The sequence below is a fragment of the Cellulomonas sp. NTE-D12 genome, assembly GCF_027923705.1.
Classification (GTDB): domain Bacteria; phylum Actinomycetota; class Actinomycetes; order Actinomycetales; family Cellulomonadaceae; genus Cellulomonas.
In genome coordinates, this window is the sequence record NZ_AP026442.1 from 270,683 (window position 1) to 286,449 (window position 15,767).

The 15,767-nt window shown below is 73.4% G+C and carries 15 protein-coding genes; 4 read left to right on the top strand and 11 right to left on the bottom strand.

The genetic code is table 11. The features are described from left to right. The first annotated feature begins 30 nt into the window (after positions 1 to 30). Complete coding sequence (locus QMF98_RS01200) at positions 31 to 453, top strand: organic hydroperoxide resistance protein (RefSeq protein ID WP_337974277.1); 423 nt, start codon at positions 31 to 33, stop codon at positions 451 to 453. Between the two features lie 46 nt (positions 454 to 499). Here QMF98_RS01200 and QMF98_RS01205 read toward each other — a convergent pair whose 3' ends face one another. Genes QMF98_RS01205 through QMF98_RS01220 form a run of 4 tightly spaced genes read right to left on the bottom strand, consistent with a single transcriptional unit; the run spans position 500 to position 3,578 of the window. Continuing rightward, positions 500 to 1,522 carry a sensor histidine kinase gene (locus QMF98_RS01205; protein ID WP_337974278.1) on the bottom strand — a complete coding sequence of 341 codons (1,023 nt, stop codon included), beginning with the start codon at positions 1,520 to 1,522 and terminating at the stop codon, positions 500 to 502. Further along, positions 1,519 to 2,184, bottom strand: a complete 666-nt coding sequence (locus QMF98_RS01210; RefSeq protein ID WP_337974279.1) for a response regulator transcription factor — start codon at positions 2,182 to 2,184, stop codon at positions 1,519 to 1,521. Before QMF98_RS01210 ends, QMF98_RS01205 begins: the two co-directional genes overlap by 4 nt. 3 nt (positions 2,185 to 2,187) lie before the next feature. Continuing rightward, positions 2,188 to 2,877 carry a DedA family protein gene (locus tag QMF98_RS01215; RefSeq protein ID WP_348773390.1) on the bottom strand — a complete coding sequence of 230 codons (690 nt, stop codon included), beginning with the start codon at positions 2,875 to 2,877 and terminating at the stop codon, positions 2,188 to 2,190. Continuing rightward, positions 2,874 to 3,578 (bottom strand): phosphatase PAP2 family protein, encoded by a 705-nt coding sequence (locus tag QMF98_RS01220; RefSeq protein WP_337974280.1) that lies wholly within the window; start codon positions 3,576 to 3,578, stop codon positions 2,874 to 2,876. The genes QMF98_RS01215 and QMF98_RS01220 overlap by 4 nt, the downstream gene beginning before the upstream one ends. Before the next feature lie 138 nt (positions 3,579 to 3,716). Between QMF98_RS01220 and QMF98_RS01225 the strand changes: the two genes are divergently transcribed. Next, positions 3,717 to 4,910 (top strand): alkaline phosphatase family protein, encoded by a 1,194-nt coding sequence (locus QMF98_RS01225; RefSeq protein ID WP_337974281.1) that lies wholly within the window; start codon positions 3,717 to 3,719, stop codon positions 4,908 to 4,910. Positions 4,911 to 4,934: 24 nt separating this feature from the next. Here the strand turns inward: QMF98_RS01225 and QMF98_RS01230 are convergent, their stop codons facing one another. The 5 genes from QMF98_RS01230 to QMF98_RS01250 form a co-directional block, all read right to left on the bottom strand. After that, positions 4,935 to 5,222, bottom strand: coding sequence for a HigA family addiction module antitoxin (locus QMF98_RS01230; protein WP_337974282.1), 288 nt, complete (start codon positions 5,220 to 5,222; stop codon positions 4,935 to 4,937). Between the two features lie 16 nt (positions 5,223 to 5,238). Continuing rightward, positions 5,239 to 5,517: a type II toxin-antitoxin system RelE/ParE family toxin gene (locus QMF98_RS01235; protein WP_337974283.1), complete on the bottom strand. Its 279-nt coding sequence runs from the start codon at positions 5,515 to 5,517 to the stop codon at positions 5,239 to 5,241. A 317-nt stretch (positions 5,518 to 5,834) separates the two neighbouring features. Continuing rightward, a complete protein-coding gene (locus QMF98_RS01240; RefSeq protein WP_337974284.1) occupies positions 5,835 to 6,848 on the bottom strand; it encodes a zinc-dependent alcohol dehydrogenase family protein in 1,014 nt (337 codons plus the stop codon). 37 nt (positions 6,849 to 6,885) lie between these two features. Beyond that, positions 6,886 to 8,322, bottom strand: a complete 1,437-nt coding sequence (locus QMF98_RS01245) for an MATE family efflux transporter (RefSeq protein WP_337974285.1) — start codon at positions 8,320 to 8,322, stop codon at positions 6,886 to 6,888. A gap of 179 nt (positions 8,323 to 8,501) precedes the next feature. After that, positions 8,502 to 8,948, bottom strand: a complete 447-nt coding sequence (locus tag QMF98_RS01250; RefSeq protein WP_337974286.1) for a MarR family winged helix-turn-helix transcriptional regulator — start codon at positions 8,946 to 8,948, stop codon at positions 8,502 to 8,504. On the opposite strand from QMF98_RS01250, the gene QMF98_RS01255 reads away from it, so the two are divergent. After that, positions 8,947 to 9,798, top strand: coding sequence for a potassium channel family protein (locus QMF98_RS01255; RefSeq protein WP_337974287.1), 852 nt, complete (start codon positions 8,947 to 8,949; stop codon positions 9,796 to 9,798). The two genes, QMF98_RS01250 and QMF98_RS01255, sit on opposite strands and share 2 nt — an antisense overlap. 9 nt (positions 9,799 to 9,807) lie before the next feature. On the opposite strand, the gene QMF98_RS01260 is transcribed toward QMF98_RS01255, so the two are convergent. Continuing rightward, positions 9,808 to 11,112, bottom strand: a complete 1,305-nt coding sequence (locus QMF98_RS01260; protein WP_337974288.1) for a DUF2254 domain-containing protein — start codon at positions 11,110 to 11,112, stop codon at positions 9,808 to 9,810. 68 nt (positions 11,113 to 11,180) lie between these two features. Continuing rightward, the gene (locus QMF98_RS01265; RefSeq protein WP_337974289.1) at positions 11,181 to 13,880 is read right to left on the bottom strand and encodes a helix-turn-helix transcriptional regulator; all 2,700 of its coding nucleotides are present in this window, start codon (positions 13,878 to 13,880) and stop codon (positions 11,181 to 11,183) included. A 286-nt stretch (positions 13,881 to 14,166) separates the two neighbouring features. Here QMF98_RS01265 and QMF98_RS01270 point away from each other — a divergent pair, with 286 nt between their 5' ends. Further along, on the top strand, positions 14,167 to 15,735 hold the full coding sequence (locus tag QMF98_RS01270) for a phage tail sheath family protein (protein ID WP_263732264.1): 1,569 nt from the start codon (positions 14,167 to 14,169) through the stop codon (positions 15,733 to 15,735). Positions 15,736 to 15,767 lie beyond the last annotated feature (32 nt).

Consider the following 15,767-nt stretch of genomic DNA (forward strand, 5'->3'; position numbering starts at 1 on the left):
CCCCCAGAACCCCTACGGAAGGTGAACGTCATGGAGATCCTCTACACAGCCGAGGCACTGGCCACCGGCGACGGTCGCAACGGCCACGTCGCGACGATGGACGGGCTGCTCGACGCCGACGTGCGCGTGCCCAAGGACATGGGTGGTGAGGGTGGCGCCCTCAACCCCGAGCTGCTGTTCGCGTCCGGCTACGCCGCCTGCTTCCACAGCGCCCTGCTGTCCGTGGCGCGCACCCAGAGGGTCGCGCTGCACGACACCAGCGTCGGCGCCCGCGTCGGCATCGGCCGCAACGGGCAGGGCGGGTTCGGGCTGGCCGTCGAGCTCGAGGTGGTCGTCCCCGACCTCGACCGTGAGCAGGCGCAGGCGCTCGTCGAGGCCGCCCACCAGGTGTGCCCCTACTCCAACGCCACCCGCGGCAACGTCGAGGTCACGCTGACGGTCGTCGAGGACTGACCCCGTACGGTTCCCCGGCGCCGGTGGGCGGCGGCCCGGCGCGTGCTCAGACGGCGGGCAGGAGCAGCCGGATGGTGGTCCCGGCGTCGGGGCCGGCGGTCGGCGCCACAGCGGCCGTGCCGCCGTAGCGGCCGACCGTCTCGCGCACCAGGAACAGTCCCAGCGCGGGCGTGGCCCGTTGGGGGGCGCCCGGTGCGGGCGGCGTCGTCGTCGGGGGGCGGTGGGCGAAGCGGTCGAACAGCCGGTCCGCCTCGGCAGCACTCAGCGCGGGGCCGTCGTCGTGCACGTCGACGACGACGAAGCGGCCTGCCCGCGCCACCGTGATCCTGACCGTGCCGCTCGCGGGGGAGTGCCGGACGGCGTTGTCCAGGAGGGCACCGACGCACCGGCGGAGCGCTGTCGTCGGGATGCGGACCGCGAGAGGTTCCGCGCCGGCCTCCACCACCACGCCAAGGCCGGCCGGACCCGCAGCGGACCGGTAGGCGAGGACGGCGTCCTCGACCACGGCATGCACGTCCGGGCGGTCGTCGGACGCAGGGCCGGGCGTCGCGCCGGGCTCGTCGGACGCGGCCAGCAGGTCGTTGACGATGCGGATCAGGTCCTGCGCGTCGTCGGCCAGCTCGCGGACCAGGGGTGCCGCCTCCGAGTCCGGACCCACCCGGCGGGACAGCAGCTGGATGCGGGCGTGCAGCACGGTCAGCGGGGTGCGGAGCTCGTGGCTGGCGTCGGCGACGAACCGGCGCTGCCGGTCGAAGGCGTCCTCCAGCGGCCGGACGGCACGGCGGGCGATGAACAGCGTGGCCACCCCGGCGATCACCACGGCGGCGCCACCGACCAGCGCCAGGCCCAGCAGCACGTGGCCGGCGTCGATGGACAGCGTCAGGTCGCCCGGCTTGGGCGGCTCCCGGCGTTCCGCGGGGGTCGACTGCAGCCACAGGTACAGCGCGGTGACGGTGAGCACGCTCGCGACCAGGACCGCTGCGGTGACGGCGACCGCCACGCCGATGGACACCACGGAGGTGTGCATCGCCCGGCGGGCGTCGGGGGACAGGCGTGGGCGGTCGGTCACGGGTGACCCAGCCGGTAGCCGCGACCGCGCACGGTCTCGATGAGGTCGCGGTCCGTCTTGCGCCGCAGGTAGTGCACGTATGCGTCGACCGTGCCCTCGGCCTCGCCGTGCGGGAACACCGCCGTGAGGATCTGGGTGCGGCTGAACACCCGGTCCGGCTCGGCCGCGAGCATCGCGAGGAGGGCGTCCTCGCGGACGGTCAGCAGGATCCGGCCCTCGTAGGGGGAGTGGATCTCGCCGGAGCCCGGCCGGTAGGTCCACCCGCCGAGCTGCTGCTGCGGGCCGGTGTGGTCGCGGGTGAGCGCGCGGAGGCGGGCGAGCAGCTCGTCGAGCTCGAACGGCTTGACGACGTAGTCGTCGGCACCCGCGTCGAGGCCGGCGACCGTGTCCGCCGTCGTCCCCAGCGCCGTCAGCAGCAGCACCGGGGTGGCGACGTGCCGGGCGCGGAGCCGGCGCACCACCTCCAGGCCGTCGAGGGTGGGCACCCGACGGTCGAGCACCAGCAGGTCGAACTCACCGGTCAACGCGCGTTCCAGCGCAACGGCGCCGTCGGCGACGAGCGTCACGTCGTAGACCTCCGACAGCAGCTCGGCGACCACGGGTGCGAGGCGCGGGTCGTCCTCGAGGAGCAGCAAGGACAGGCGGCGGGTGGGCGCCGTCATGGCTCAGGCGTCCCGGTCGGTGTCCACCAGCTCACGGTCCTGATTCTGGCCGCGTCGGCGCAGACCCGTGGCCACCAGGGGCAGTACGGAGACGACCACCACGACGATCGCGAGCAGGTCGATGTTCTTGGCGACGAACGGGATGCCGCCCAGCAGCAGGGCGACGAGAGTCAGGCCGACCACCCAGAGGAGCGCGCCGGCGACGTTCCAGACGACGAACCGCCGGTACCGCAGCCGGGCGGTGCCCGCGACCAGTGGCACGTAGGTCCGCACGATCGGCACGAACCGCGCAAGCACCAGGGACACGGGTCCGTACCGGTCGAAGAACTGCTCGGCCTCCGCCAGCCGGGCGGTGGTCAGCACGCGGGCGTCGTCGCGGAAGAACCGGCGTCCGAACCGGTGGCCCAACCAGTAGCCGGTCTGGTCACCGGCCACCGCGGCGGCCAGCGCGACGCCGGCGATCGCCCACGGTGACAGCCCGAGCTGGGCGCGCAGCAGCACCGCGGTGAGGATCAGGGAGTCGCCCGGGAGGAAGGGGAACAGCACCCCGGACTCGATGAAGATCATCACCGCGATGCCGACCAGCGCCCACGGGCCGAGGGCGTGCAGCAAGGGCTCGGGGGAGATCGAGAGGCCCGTGGTGAGCCCGGTCGACACACCTCCGGACATGCCTGGGACCAGGGACGAGATCACGCGCGGTCTCCTTCACGGGCGTCGGCGAGGGAATCGAGGCGCACCACGGACAGCACGCGCTGGGCCGGCGTCGTCGTGACCAGGACGGACGCGAGGGTGAACGCGGACGCCGCGTAGACGACGGCCGCGACGACGTCGAGCGGGTAGTGCGCGCCCAGGTAGACCCGGGACGCGGCGACGACGACCACCAGCAGCACCCCGACCGGCGCCCAGAGGCGGCTGCGACGGGGGCCGAGCAGCGCGAGGGCCGTCAGCACCAGCACCGCCGCCACCGTCGTGTGCCCGCTCGGGTAGCCGAAGCTCGTGTCCACCGGGGGCGGCGAGGCGAGCAGGGCGACGTCTGGGCGCGGCCGGTGCACCAGGACCTTGAGCACGATCCCGCCTGCGAGGGTCAGGCCAGCGACGCCGAGCAGGACCACGGCCCGGCGCACCCCGACCCGGCGGGCGCCCACCGCGCAGAGCACGACGAGCAGCCCGAGCCCGACGGGCGGCGAGGCGAGCGTGCCGATCGCCGCCGTGACCGCGTCGAGCGCCGGTGCGTGGTGCTCGGAGAGCCACTGGACGACGCCGAGCTCGCTCGCGGTCCACCCGTGCAGCGGTGCGACCAGCAGCCCCACCAGCAGCACGACGACGAGTCCGGCGCCGGCCGCTGCGGCCTGCGCGGTGCTGGCGGACGGGGGGTTGCTGGTGCTGCCGCTCACGGGACTGCCTTCCTGCAGGGTCCTCGCCAGCGTCGCGGGCCGTCGCCAAGAAACCGCCAAGGCGACGGCGATCGTGGCGCCCGCAGGCGTGAGCGGGTTCGCGGTGCGAGGCGTCCCGCAGCGGGTCAGACTGCAGGCGTGCCCGACTCGACGCAGGCTGCATCCGGTCACCGTGTCGTCGTCTTCCTGCAGGAGAACAAGACGACGGACTTCTACTTCGCCTCGATGGCGGCCTGGGGTGCCGCCGTCGCGACCGGTCCGCTGCTCGCGGCGCCGCCCGACCACGACCAGCCGCACGACCGCAACGCGTGGGTGCACTACGCGATGGGCGACTACCCGGCGGTCGCCGCGCAGGTGGACACCGACACGGTGATCCCGTACTACGCGTGGCTGGCCAAGACGTTCGTGTTCTCCGACCACCACTTCGGCTCGGGGTCGAACTCGACGCCCGGGCACATGCTGGCGATCGGCGGGCAGATGCCGACGCTGAAGAACCCGCCGTTCGTCGGCCCGTCGCCGGTGTGGGACCTGCCGTCGATCTTCACCGTGGCGGACAAGGCCGGGGTGTCGTGGGGCGCGTTCCCCGACGAGCACGGGTACCCGGCGAAGTTCTACACGTCGCTGACCAGCGCACCCGGGCAGACGCACGTGCACCACCCCAACGAGTTCGTGCCGATGGCGACGGGTGGTGAGCTGCCCCAGGTCTGCTACGTCTGGAGCCCGGCGGGGTACGACGAGCACCCGCCGGCCACCCCGCAGCCCGACTACGTCACCCGCGGGCAGAACCTGATCTGGTCGCGGGTGCAGGCCGTGATCGACGGCGGCGGGTGGGACGACACGACGTTCATCCTGACCTGGGACGACTGGGGCGGGTACGCGGACCACGTGAAGACGCCCGCGATCGAGACGGTGCCGGACGCGCTGCACCCCGACGGATTCGCGGCGATCGGCGGGTCCCGCATCCCGCTGGTGATGTTCGGCGGGCGGGTGACGCAGGCGGTCGACACCGCCTGGCACTCCCACGCCAGCATCCCGAAGACGATCATCGACCTGCTCGGGCTGCCGGCCATGGGCGTGCCGCGCGTCGACTCGGCGCCGAGCCTCGCGGGGCTGGTGGACCTGGGCGCTGCGCCTCGGCCGGTGCCGCCGGCGCCGGGGACGACGATCCAGCAGCCGGTGCCGCCCGCCCATCCGTCGGTGCCGCCGACGGCGCCGTGGCCGGGACCGCTGGGCGTGCCGATGCCGCCGCTGGTGACGCTCGACGGGTCCACGGTCCCGGCGCCGACGGACGGAGTCGTCCGGCCCAAGCCGCCCAAGGCACCGGCCGCCTAGCGGATCGCGCGATCCCGGCCGACCTCAGGCGACGTCGCTCAGCCGACGCACCTTGGGCAAGCCGGCAGCCCGCTCCTCGGCGAGGTCGTGCGCGGACTGCATGGCCAACCATGCGCGAGCCGTTCCCACCCCAGCCTCCTCGAGGCGGACCGCGAGGTTGGGGCTGATCCGCGCATGCCCGTGCAGCACCCGGCTCAGCGCTACGCGGGAGATGCCGAGCCGGGATGCGGCTTCGCCGACACCCAGGCCCAGCTCGGCCAGCACGTCTTCGCGCAGCAGCTCACCCGGGTGCACCGGAGTCTTCATCGCCATCACGTCCACCTCCTGCTCAGTGGTAGTCCTGGTAGTCCACGAGTTCGACGTCGGTCTCAAGGAACCTGAAGGTCACCCTCCAGTTGCCGTTCACCCAGATCGACCACTGCCCGGCAAGGTCGCCCTTGAGCTGGTGCGTTCGGAACGACGGGATCGCCAGATCCGCCGGTGCCTGCGCCACGTCGAGCGCCGACAAGATGCGGAGCAGCTTCGGCACGTGGGCTGCCTGCACGCCTCGCTTGGAACCGTCGTGATAGAGGCGCTCCAGGCCTTTGTGCTCGAAGCTCACGATCACGACGGCACTGTATCGTGTAACGCAACACGTTACATCGCGCAGCCGGCCGTGCGTGGTCGCGACCGGAGGAACACGGGAGCTGTCTGTGCCGATCACCATCCGGAGAACGGGTGAGGCCTACACCGCTGAGGTGACGCCCCCACACGGCCGGGGTCAGACGTGGCGCACGCCGCGCCCGCTCGGCAGGCATGCCCTGGTCGCCGCCTTGATCGAGCTGGGTTGCCACCAGACGGACACAGGCGACGCCTTCTACGCGGCTGACCCCGAGTGGCTCGAGCGTCGGTGACCTGATCGCGTCGACTCGTCGCCCTGGCTCGTCAGGGCTGGAGCAGGGCCTTGATGGCGCGGCGCTCGTCCATCGCCTTGTAGGCCTCGGCCACCTCGGCGAGCGGCAGGGTCAGGTCGAACACCTTGCCCGGGTCGATGGTGCGGCTCAGCACCAGGTCGAGCAGGTGCGGGAGGTAGGCGCGGACCGGGGCCGGGCCGCCGCGGAAGCCCTTGTTGGACCAGAACAGCTGGTCGGTGGGGACGTCGCCGTGGGGGAGGCCGACCACGCCGATCATCGCGCCGGGGCGGGTGACGGCCACCGCCTGGAGGCGGGCGTCGGCGGTGCCGACGCACTCCAGCACCGCGTCGGCACCGATGCCGTCGGTCAGCTCCCGGACCCGGGCGGCGCCCTCGTCACCACGCTCGGCGACGATGTGCGTCGCGCCGAACTCCTTCGCGAGCTGCTGGCGGTCGGCGTGCCGGCTCATCGCGATGATCGTCGTCGCGCCGAGCTGCGCCGCCGCCAGCACACCGCACAGGCCCACCGCCCCGTCGCCGACCACCGCGACCGAGGACCCCGGCTTGACGTCGGCGCAGACCGCGGCGTGCCAGCCGGTGCCCATCACGTCGGAGAGCGCCAGCAGGCTGGGGATCAGGTCGGCGTCCGGCTGACCGGGGGTGGCCAGCAGGGTGCCGTCGGCGTTGGGGATGCGGATGCGCTCGGCCTGGCAGCCGTCGTACCCGCCGCCGTGCAGGCAGTTGGAGTGCATGCCCTTGCGGCAGACGGCGCACGTGTTGTCGCTGTGCAGGAAGCCGCCGACGACGAAGTCGCCCGGCTTGATCGTCGTGACCGCCGAACCCACCTCCTCGACCACGCCGACGTACTCGTGGCCGATCGGCTTGGGCTGCGGCACCGGCGCCAGCCCGCGGAACCGCCACAGGTCCGAGCCGCAGACGCACGCTGCGACCGTGCGGACCACCGCGTCGGTCGGCTCGACGATGACGGGATCGGGGCGCTCCTCGAAGCGCACGTCGCCGGCTCCATGGATGATCGCTCCGCGCATGGGTCCATCCGACACCATCGGCGACCCACCCGGCACGTCAGGCCTCGATGCCGACCGGTGCGGCGACGGTCAGCGGGTCCGGCGACGGGGCATCGGCCGGGGTCAGCGTGCGGGCGCGGTGGGCGGTGACCAGGGCGGCCGCGACGACGAAGCAGAGGATCTCGGTGACCGGCATCGCCCAGACGACGCCCGTCAGGCCGAGCACCGCTCGGGCGGCGAGCAGCACCGGGACGAACAGCACGCCCTGCGCCACCGACATCACGGTGGCCGGCACCGCCTGCCCGGTGGACTGGAACAGCGTGGTGGCCAGCCCGGTGAAGCCGTTGAACAGGGCGGCGACCAGCATGGCCGTCAGCACCGAGAGGCCGGTGGTCAGCACGGTCGGGTCGGCGCTGAACAGGGTGAGCACCCGCTCGCGCAGCACGAACACCGGCAGGGTGAACACCAGCACGCAGCCCGCCACCCAGGCGGCGGAGTGCAGCAGGGCCGACCGCAGCCGGGCGGTGTCCCGGGCGCCGAAAGCGGTGGCCAGCAGCGGCATCGCGCCGAGGGCGACCCCCATCGCCAGCATCTCCGGCAGCTGCACGATCCGCTGCGCCACCCCGAACGCCGCCAGCACCCCGTCCCCGTACCGGGCCGCGACGTTGTTGAACACCACGGCGCTGACCGTCAGGAACCCGCTCATCAGCAGCTCGGAGGCGCCGACGCTGAGCACCGTGCGCGTCGTCCGGCCGTCCGGCCGGAACCAGCGCAGGCCGATGCGCAGCTCGGGGGAGCGGCGGTGCAGGTGCAAGGCGAACCAGGCGACGGTGACGAAGTTGGAGCCGACGATCGCCAACGCGGCACCGGTCACGCCCCACCGCAGCACCAGGATCAGGAGCACGTCGAGCACCAGGTTGACCAGGGTGGAGGCGACGATGCCGGCCATCGACACCCGGGTGGCGCCCTCGGCGCGGACCAGCTGCTCGATCGCGAACGCCACCGCGAGCACCGGCGTGCCGGCGAGCAGGACGGCGACGTAGTCGGCGGTCGGCGCGAACGCATCGCCGGTGGCGCCGAGCAGGTGGGTCAGCGGGTGCAGCGCCAGCAGGCCGGCGATCCCGACGACGAGGCCGGCCAGAGCCGCGCCCCAGACGGTGAAGGCCGACAGACGTCGGATGCGGGTGCGCAGCTCCGCCGCCGTGGCGCCGGTGCCGTCGTCGAGCGCCTGCAGCTCGCCGAGGAGCCGGGCGACCGCGGTGCTGCCTCCGGTGCCGAACACCCCGCCGACGGCCATGACCACCGCGGTCAGCGGGAGGCCGAACGTGACGGCGGCGAGCAGGGCGGTGGAGTGCAGCGAGCCGATGAAGCCGGCGTTCACCGCGCCGTAGACGACGCCGACGGTGGTGGCGGCCATCATCGGCAGCGCGAGGTGTGCGAGCGCCCGGCTCATGGGCGCGCGGCGCAGGTAGTAGGTGTCGTCGTGCGTGGTCATGGGTCCTCCTGGGGTGCGGGTGGGTATGGGTCGGAGCGGCGGGGCGCACGAGGGCGTGCGGCAGCGCGGCGGGGCGGTGGTCGGGTGGCGGGGCGCGGGTCGGGACGCCCGGTTCAGGGCGTGCGGGACCAGACGGCCGGCGGGTGCCGGTCGGTCAGGTGGCTGCGATCAGGTGGCGGTCAGCCGGCCAGGTGCCGGTCGAGCTTGGTCAGCAGGGCGACGAGAGTGCGTCTCTCGTCGGGATCGAGCACGTCGAGCTGGCGCTCGCTGCTCGCCCAGACGTTCGCCTCGAAGCGTTTGACCAGGTCACGGGCCTTCGGGGTGACGTGCAGGGTCTTGCGGCGGGCGTCCGACGGGTCGGTGCGGCGCTCGATCCAGCCGTCGCGCTCCAGCGTGCCGAGCAGGGCGGACACCGTCGCCGGGCGGGTCCCGGTGACGTCGGCGATGTCCTTCTGGATGAGCCCGCGGCCCTCGCTCGCCTCGATGAAGCCCACGGTGCGGGCCTGCAGCGGGGTGAGACCGCCGAGGTCGGCGGAGTCGAAGGCGTCGCCCATCGCCTGACGCATCCGGCTGGAGATCCGGCCGATCAGCTCGGCGACGGACGGCTCGGGACGGCTGCTGCTCATGTCGAGAACACTAGATGGTGAGAAAGCGAACAGTCAAGAACCGAACTGTTTTCGCGGCGCGCCCTGCGGGAGCCCGGTGGGCAACGGTGCCAGCATCGTCAACGTGAACCGGCGGGAACGGTGGGAACGAGCCGCCGAATGGCCCCTGACCGCTGCAGCGCTTGCGTTCCTCGTCGCCTACGCGGTGCCGATCGTCCGGCCGTCGCTACCGATCGGCGCCGTGACGGCGTGCGGCTGGGTCCTGACCGGCACCTGGATCGCCTTCGGCGTCGACTACGCCGTGCGGCTGGGGCTTGCGGAGCGCCGATGGCAGTTCGTCCGGAGCAACGTGCTCGACCTCGTCGTGATCGGCCTGCCCGTGCTGCGGCCGCTGCGGCTGCTGCGACTCGTGGCTCTGCTGTCGGTGCTGAACCGCGCGGGCGCTCGGTCGCTGCGCGGCCGGGTGGTGACGTACGTCTGCGGTGCCACGGTGCTGCTGATCGGCACCGCCGCGCTCGCGGTGACCGAGGCGGAGCGAGGCGTCCCGGGCGCCACGATCACGAGCGCAGGGGATGGCCTCTGGTGGGCCGTCACCACCATCACGACGGTCGGCTACGGGGACCGTTATCCCGTCAGCGCCACAGGCCGGGTCATCGCCGTCGCGCTGATGGTCGGCGGCATCGCGCTCCTGGGCGTCGTGACGGCCACCATCGCGTCCTGGCTCGTCGACCGCGTGCAGCAGGAGAACGAGCAGGAGCAGGCGGCCACCCGGGCACAGGTTCGGGCGCTCGCAGAGGAAGTGGCAGCCCTACGCGAGCTGCTGATCGCCCAGCGCGAGACCGACGAGGCGCCTGACCGATCGGTCTCCTGACAGGTCGGCCTACTCCGCCATGGCCCGGTAGGTCTCGATGCGGCGCAGCAGGGCCTGCTCCGCGAGGCGGACGGGCTCGGCGTCGGCCGGCTGGTGCACGGCCCGCTCGGCGTCGTCGGCGATCAGCCGCGCCTGGTCCGCGATGTCGTGCAGGCGGGTCCAGTCGGTGCGGGCCACCGTCGCGCACGTGTCGAGCAGGCGCAGCAGGGCCAGCGACACCGTGGGCTCGGCAGCGCCGTACCGGCGCACCAGCCCGCACATCGTCGCGAGGTACTCGCCGAAGCGGCGGCTGGGCACCACCACCACCGAGTCGCCAGCGCGGGCCACCCGCGGGCCGAGGGGGCGTGCGGCCATCGCGGCGAAGATCACGGCCATGTGGTCGACCGCCTGGATGGCGGTGTAGGGGTCGTTCACCGCGGGGGACAGCGCCTTGCAGGCGACGTCGACCAGCTGGCGGATGCCGATGGCCGCGTCCTGCTGGCGGGTCCGTTCGAAGCCGATGCCGACGGCGTCGTCGAGCGCGTGCTCGAACGGGTGCCGGTCCGGGACGGCGTCGTCGGGCGTCGGGCCCCAGACCAGCGCGAGCGGGGTGCCCGGCACCACGTGCTCACCCACGCGCCTGACCAGGGCGATGCTGACGCCGTGCTCGCGGGCGAGGGGGAGCAGCTGCTCCGGGTGGGCGGTCACCACGTAGCCGCTGCTGCGGGCGGCCACCGGTACGGCCCACGGCGGCGCCTGGGGCGGCACCAGCTCGACGTCGCGCGGCAGCCGCGAGACGAGATCCAGGGCGTCCCGCTCGACGCGCCGCATGATCGCGTCCACCTGGATCGAGTGCGAGAGGTGGTCGGCGAAGTAGGCCACCGAGGCGATGCTGGCGAACAGCAGCGCGAGGGCGCCGGTGACCGCCAGGCGGGGGAACGTCTCCGGGTCCCTCCCGACGCCGACCGTCAGCAGGCCGGCGGCGCTGTAGGCGAAGGTCGCCATGAACACCGACAGGACGATCTGGTTGGGCCGGTCCCGCAGGAAGTTGCGCAGCAGCCGGGGGCTGAACTGGGTGGACGAGAGCTGCAGCGCGACGATCGACAGGCCCAGCACCAGGGCGATCACCGTGACGACCGTGCCGGTGATGGTGATCAGCAGCGTCCGGGCGTCGGCCGACGAGCCGCGGAACGCCACGGTGGCGAGGAACGAGCCCGGCGCCGGGACGACGCGGGACAGGGCGAAGCCGGCGAGCAGCGCTGCGTTACCGGCGACGAACGGCAGCACCCACAGGGCGGCGTTGACGTACTCCCACGCGGCTTCGCGTCGCCTCACGGCGCCAGCCTGCTCCTGCACAGACCGCCGCGCACCGGTCGGCGCGGGTGGTTCGGTGCGGACCTCCGTCAGTCCCGCAGGTCGCGCAGCTGCGCGCGGCTGGTGACGCCCAGCTTGGCGAACACGCGGGACAGGTGGCTGTCGACCGTGCGCACCGAGAGGGTCAGCCGGTCGGCGATCGCCCGGCTGCTCAGGCCGGCGGCGGCCAGTCCGGCGATCTCGCGCTCGCGGGCGGTCAGCCGGGCCGACGGGCGCACCGACGGCAGCCACAGCCCCCGCGCGTTGAGGTCGCGCGAGGCGACGGCCACCAGCTCGCCGTCCCCGGCGACGACCGCGACGGCGTGGGCCACGAGCGCCGCGGCGCGGGAGCCGGAGACGAGGCCGCCCACCTGCTGCAGCCGGACCAGCACCGCCGCGTCCGTGGGGTCCGGGGTGCCCTGGAGGTGGCCGGCGAGGAGCACCCGGTGCAGGGCCTCCAGCTCCGTGCGGCGCAGCCCGCGCTCGGCGCACCAGCGGGCGAGTGCCAGGGCCTCCGCCCGGGCGGTCGGCTGCTGCAGCCACAGGCCGGCGTCGACCAGCATCAGCCGCAGGTCCGACTCGACCATCGCCGATGCCCGGTGGGGCGCACGACGGGCGAGCTCCATCAGCTGCAGGGCGGTGGACCGGTCGCCGAGGGCAGCTGCGGAGACGGCGCCGGCGGCCGCGGCGAACTCCGTCAGGCCGTAGGGGTCGAGCACGCCGAGCGTGGCGGCGGCCGCCCGGTGCTCGGCCATCGCGTCGCTCCACAGGCCGCGCGCCGCGGCGATCAGGCCGCGGCCTGTGCCGTCCGTCGAGTACTTGGTGGCGTACCCCCAGTCACCGCCCGGCGGGACGGCGGCGATCCGCTCGGCGGCGGCCACGTCACCCGCCCACAGGTGCACCAGGAACTGCGCGGCGAGGATGTTCGAGCCGAGCCAGGGGTGCTCCCGCTCGTGCACCTCCGCCGCGCGCAGGCTGCGCGAGCCGAGCGCGATCGCCTCGCTGATCCGGCCGGTCTGCGCGAGACCGAAGACGGCCGGCGCCGCCAGGGCCAGCACGCTCGGCGACCGGTAGCCGGCCGCCTTGAGGGCGGCCAGCGACGGCTCGATGCTCTCCGTGAAGCGACCACCGGTGCCGAGACGCACCAGCCGGCGCACGGCGAGCGCGGAGCGCAGCGCGACGTCGTCGTCCTCGCCGAGCTCGTCGAGGAACTGGTCGATCAGGTCCAGCGACTCGTCGGAGTCGTCGTCGTGGAACTGGTGCAGGTCGGCCGTCTGCTCCGCGAGGCGGATCTGCCGCAGGCGGTGGTCGGTGCCGGTGTCGTCCTTCGCCAGCCGCTCGGAGGCCTCGAGCAGGTCTGCTGCGGACCGCTCGGGCGCCCCGACCAGCCGCCACGCCTCCGCCCGCAGCAGCAGCACGTCGACCCGCGGTCCCGGGCCGCCCACCGTCTGGCGCAGCGCGGCGCTGCCCACCTGGACGGCCGCCTCGGGACGGCTGAGCAGGATCGCCGCCCGCATCGCCCGCAGCAGCCGCTCACCGCTCTGGTGCACGTCGCACTCCAGGGCCCAGAGCACCGACCGGAGCAGGGCCGCGGGCGACTCGTGGTCGGACCGGAAGCCGGACCGCGCGGTGCGGACCAGCGCGAACAGCTGCCGACGGCGGTCGTGCGGCACCAGCGCCCGGACCGCGTCGGCGAAGGCGGGCGGGGTCAGCCGCACCGTCGGCGACAGCGGCTGGTCGAGGGCACCCGGGCCCGGGTGCGCCGGGTCGGTGCCCCGCACGACGAGACCGCGGTGCACCAGGTCGTCGAGCACCGTGCCGTCCACCAGTCCGTCGAGGGCCGTCACCGGCACCGGTTCGGCCAGGGCCACCAGCTCCAGCGCGTCCCGCGTCGGGCCGTCCAGGCGCTCCAGGTCCCGGGCGACCGTGTCGAGCACCCGCTGCCCCGGCTCGGCGCCGATGAGCCCGACCCACACGCCGTGCCGCTCCACCAGGGCGCCGCAGACCACCTCGTGCCGCACCAGCTCGCGCACGTAGAACGGGTTGCCCAGGGTGTGCAGCCAGATGCGTCGGCCGGTCTCCCCGGTGACCGGCCCCCCGAGCGCCGTCTCCACCAGCGCCTGCGTCTGTGCGGGGTCGAGCGTGCCCAGGTCGACCCGCTCCGCGATGCCGTCCTTCCACAGCTCCGACCAGGGGGAGGACGGCGTGCCGCGCAGCGTGGCGAGCACGCGCACCTCACCGTCGCGCACCAGCGACGCGAGCGCCTCGGCCGCCGCCGGGTCGAGCAGGTGGGCGTCCTCGACGCGCAGCAGCACCGGTTCCGTCACGTCGTGGTGGACGCGCACCACGTGACCGGCCTGCTGCACGGGACGCTCCACCAGGCGGCCGGACGACCCGTGCCACAGCGTCGTCAGGGCACCGAAGTCGTCATGACCGCCGACGGTGACGACGGCCGGCTCGGGGTGCGCCGCCTGGGCCGGGACCAGCGCCACGGCGGCCGCCTCGTCCGCCGCAGCACGCCGCGCCGCGCTCCACTCGCCGAGGGCCGCGTCGAGGAGGTGCGTCTTGCCGACGCCTGCGCTGCCGACCACCAGCACGCTGCGCGACTCGGCGAGCGCCGCCAGCACGGCCCGCCGAGGTCCGACGCGGTCGACGGAGGGCCAGGGGCGCACCGCCGCGGGGACGGACGCCGGCGAGGACGCCGTTGCGAGGCGGATGCCCGAGGTCGCTCTCTCCGCGAGCTCGCTCATGGGCGTTCCTCGTCTCCGCACGGGGCGGCCATGATCGCGGGGTCCACTTCCCGGACCGTTGGTCCGACCAGGTCTTCGGCCGGATTCGCGGAGGACTTTAGTCCTGACATAGTGCCGATATAGGGCGGTCCAGGAGGTGAAAAGCGTGGGTTCTCCGGGGTGTTGGGCCCAAGATCGGTAGCGATTACGGATGTTGCCCAGTAGGGCCTCTCCCTACGTTCGCGGTTGTCAGCGCCACCGGCACCGCCCTCCTGCCCGAGGATGCGGCGCAGAACAGGGAGACACAGTGCCCACGTACACCGCGCCCGGCGTCTACGTCGAGGAAGTCCCGTCGTCTCAGAAGGTCCTGGCGTCCGCGCCGACGGCCGTCGCGGCCTTCGTCGGGTTCACCGAGCGGGCCCCGCTCGACGACCCGAACGACCCCGAGGGCCTGGCCCCTCGGCTGGTCACCAGCTGGAACCAGTTCGAGCAGCTGTTCGGCGGGTTCGTCGCGGGTGCCGTGCTGCCGCTGTCCGTGTTCGGGTACTTCCAGAACGGCGGCTCGCTGGCCTACATCGTCCGCATCCCGCACTCCACCCCCGCCGGTGAGCCCGCGCAGCTGGCGCTGCCCGCCGCCGACCGCTCGCTGGGCCGCCCGCTGGAGATCACCAGCGTGGAGCCGGACGCGAACGTCTCCGTGGTGGTCGAGACGCAGGACACCGACCCCGACGCCGAGGGCCCCGCGCCGTTCACGCTGACCGTGGTGATCGGCGGCGAGGCCGTGGAGCAGTACCCCGACCTGACGTTCGGCGGCCCGCGCGACGCCGCGACGGTGATCAACAAGACGTCCACGCAGATCAAGGTGGAGCTCAAGCTCGACACCGACGCCGACGTGGCCAGCCAGCTGGAGCTGCTGAAGCCGGGCGTCTACCAGCTGGAGAAGGCCGCGCCCGTGCCGGCCCCCGTCAACGGCCGCAAGTTCGCCGGCTCGGAGGCCGCGCGCAGCGGCATCAACGGCCTGGCGATCGCCGAGGACGTCACCATGGTGATCGTCCCCGACCTGGTCACGGCCGCGACCAAGGCCGACGGCACCCTCGACCTCAACCTGTGGAAGGCCGTGCAGACGGCGCTGATCGCGCACTGCGAGCTGCACCCCAACCGCATGGCGATCCTCGACGCCCCTCCCGGGATGGGCCCGCAGCAGATCAAGGAGTGGCGCAGCGACGTCGCCATGTACGACTCGGCGTTCGCCTCGCTGTACTACCCCTGGATCAAGGTGGACAACCCGATCGGCAGCAACGGCGACGCCGAGGTGCTGATCCCGCCGTCCGGCCACGTCGCCGGCGTCTGGGCCCGCACCGACGACACCCGCGGGGTGTGGAAGGCGCCGGCCAACGACACGATCCGTGGCGTGCTGGACGTCGAGCGGTCGATCACCCAGAACGAGCAGTCGCTGCTCAACCCGATCGGCATCAACTGCATCCGGCCGTTCGGCACCCGCGGCATCCGCATCTGGGGCGCGCGCACGCTGACGTCGGACACCGACTGGCAGTACATCAACGTCCGTCGCCTGTTCAACATGGTCGAGTCCACGATCATGTCCGGCACCCAGTGGGCCGTCTTCGAGCCGAACGACGTCACCCTGTGGGAGGGCGTCACCCGCACGCTCACCGGCTACCTGCACGGGCTGTGGCAGTCCGGCGCCCTGTTCGGCGCCTCGGCCGACCAGGCGTACTTCGTCAAGTGCGACGCGACCACCAACCCGCCCGAGTCGATCGACGCCGGCAAGCTCGTCGTCGAGGTCGGCCTCGCCCCGGTGAAGCCCGCGGAGTTCGTCATCTTCCGCATCAGCCAGAACAAGCAGTCCGCCAACTGACCTGATCCGGTGGGCGGCGGGCGCCCCCACCG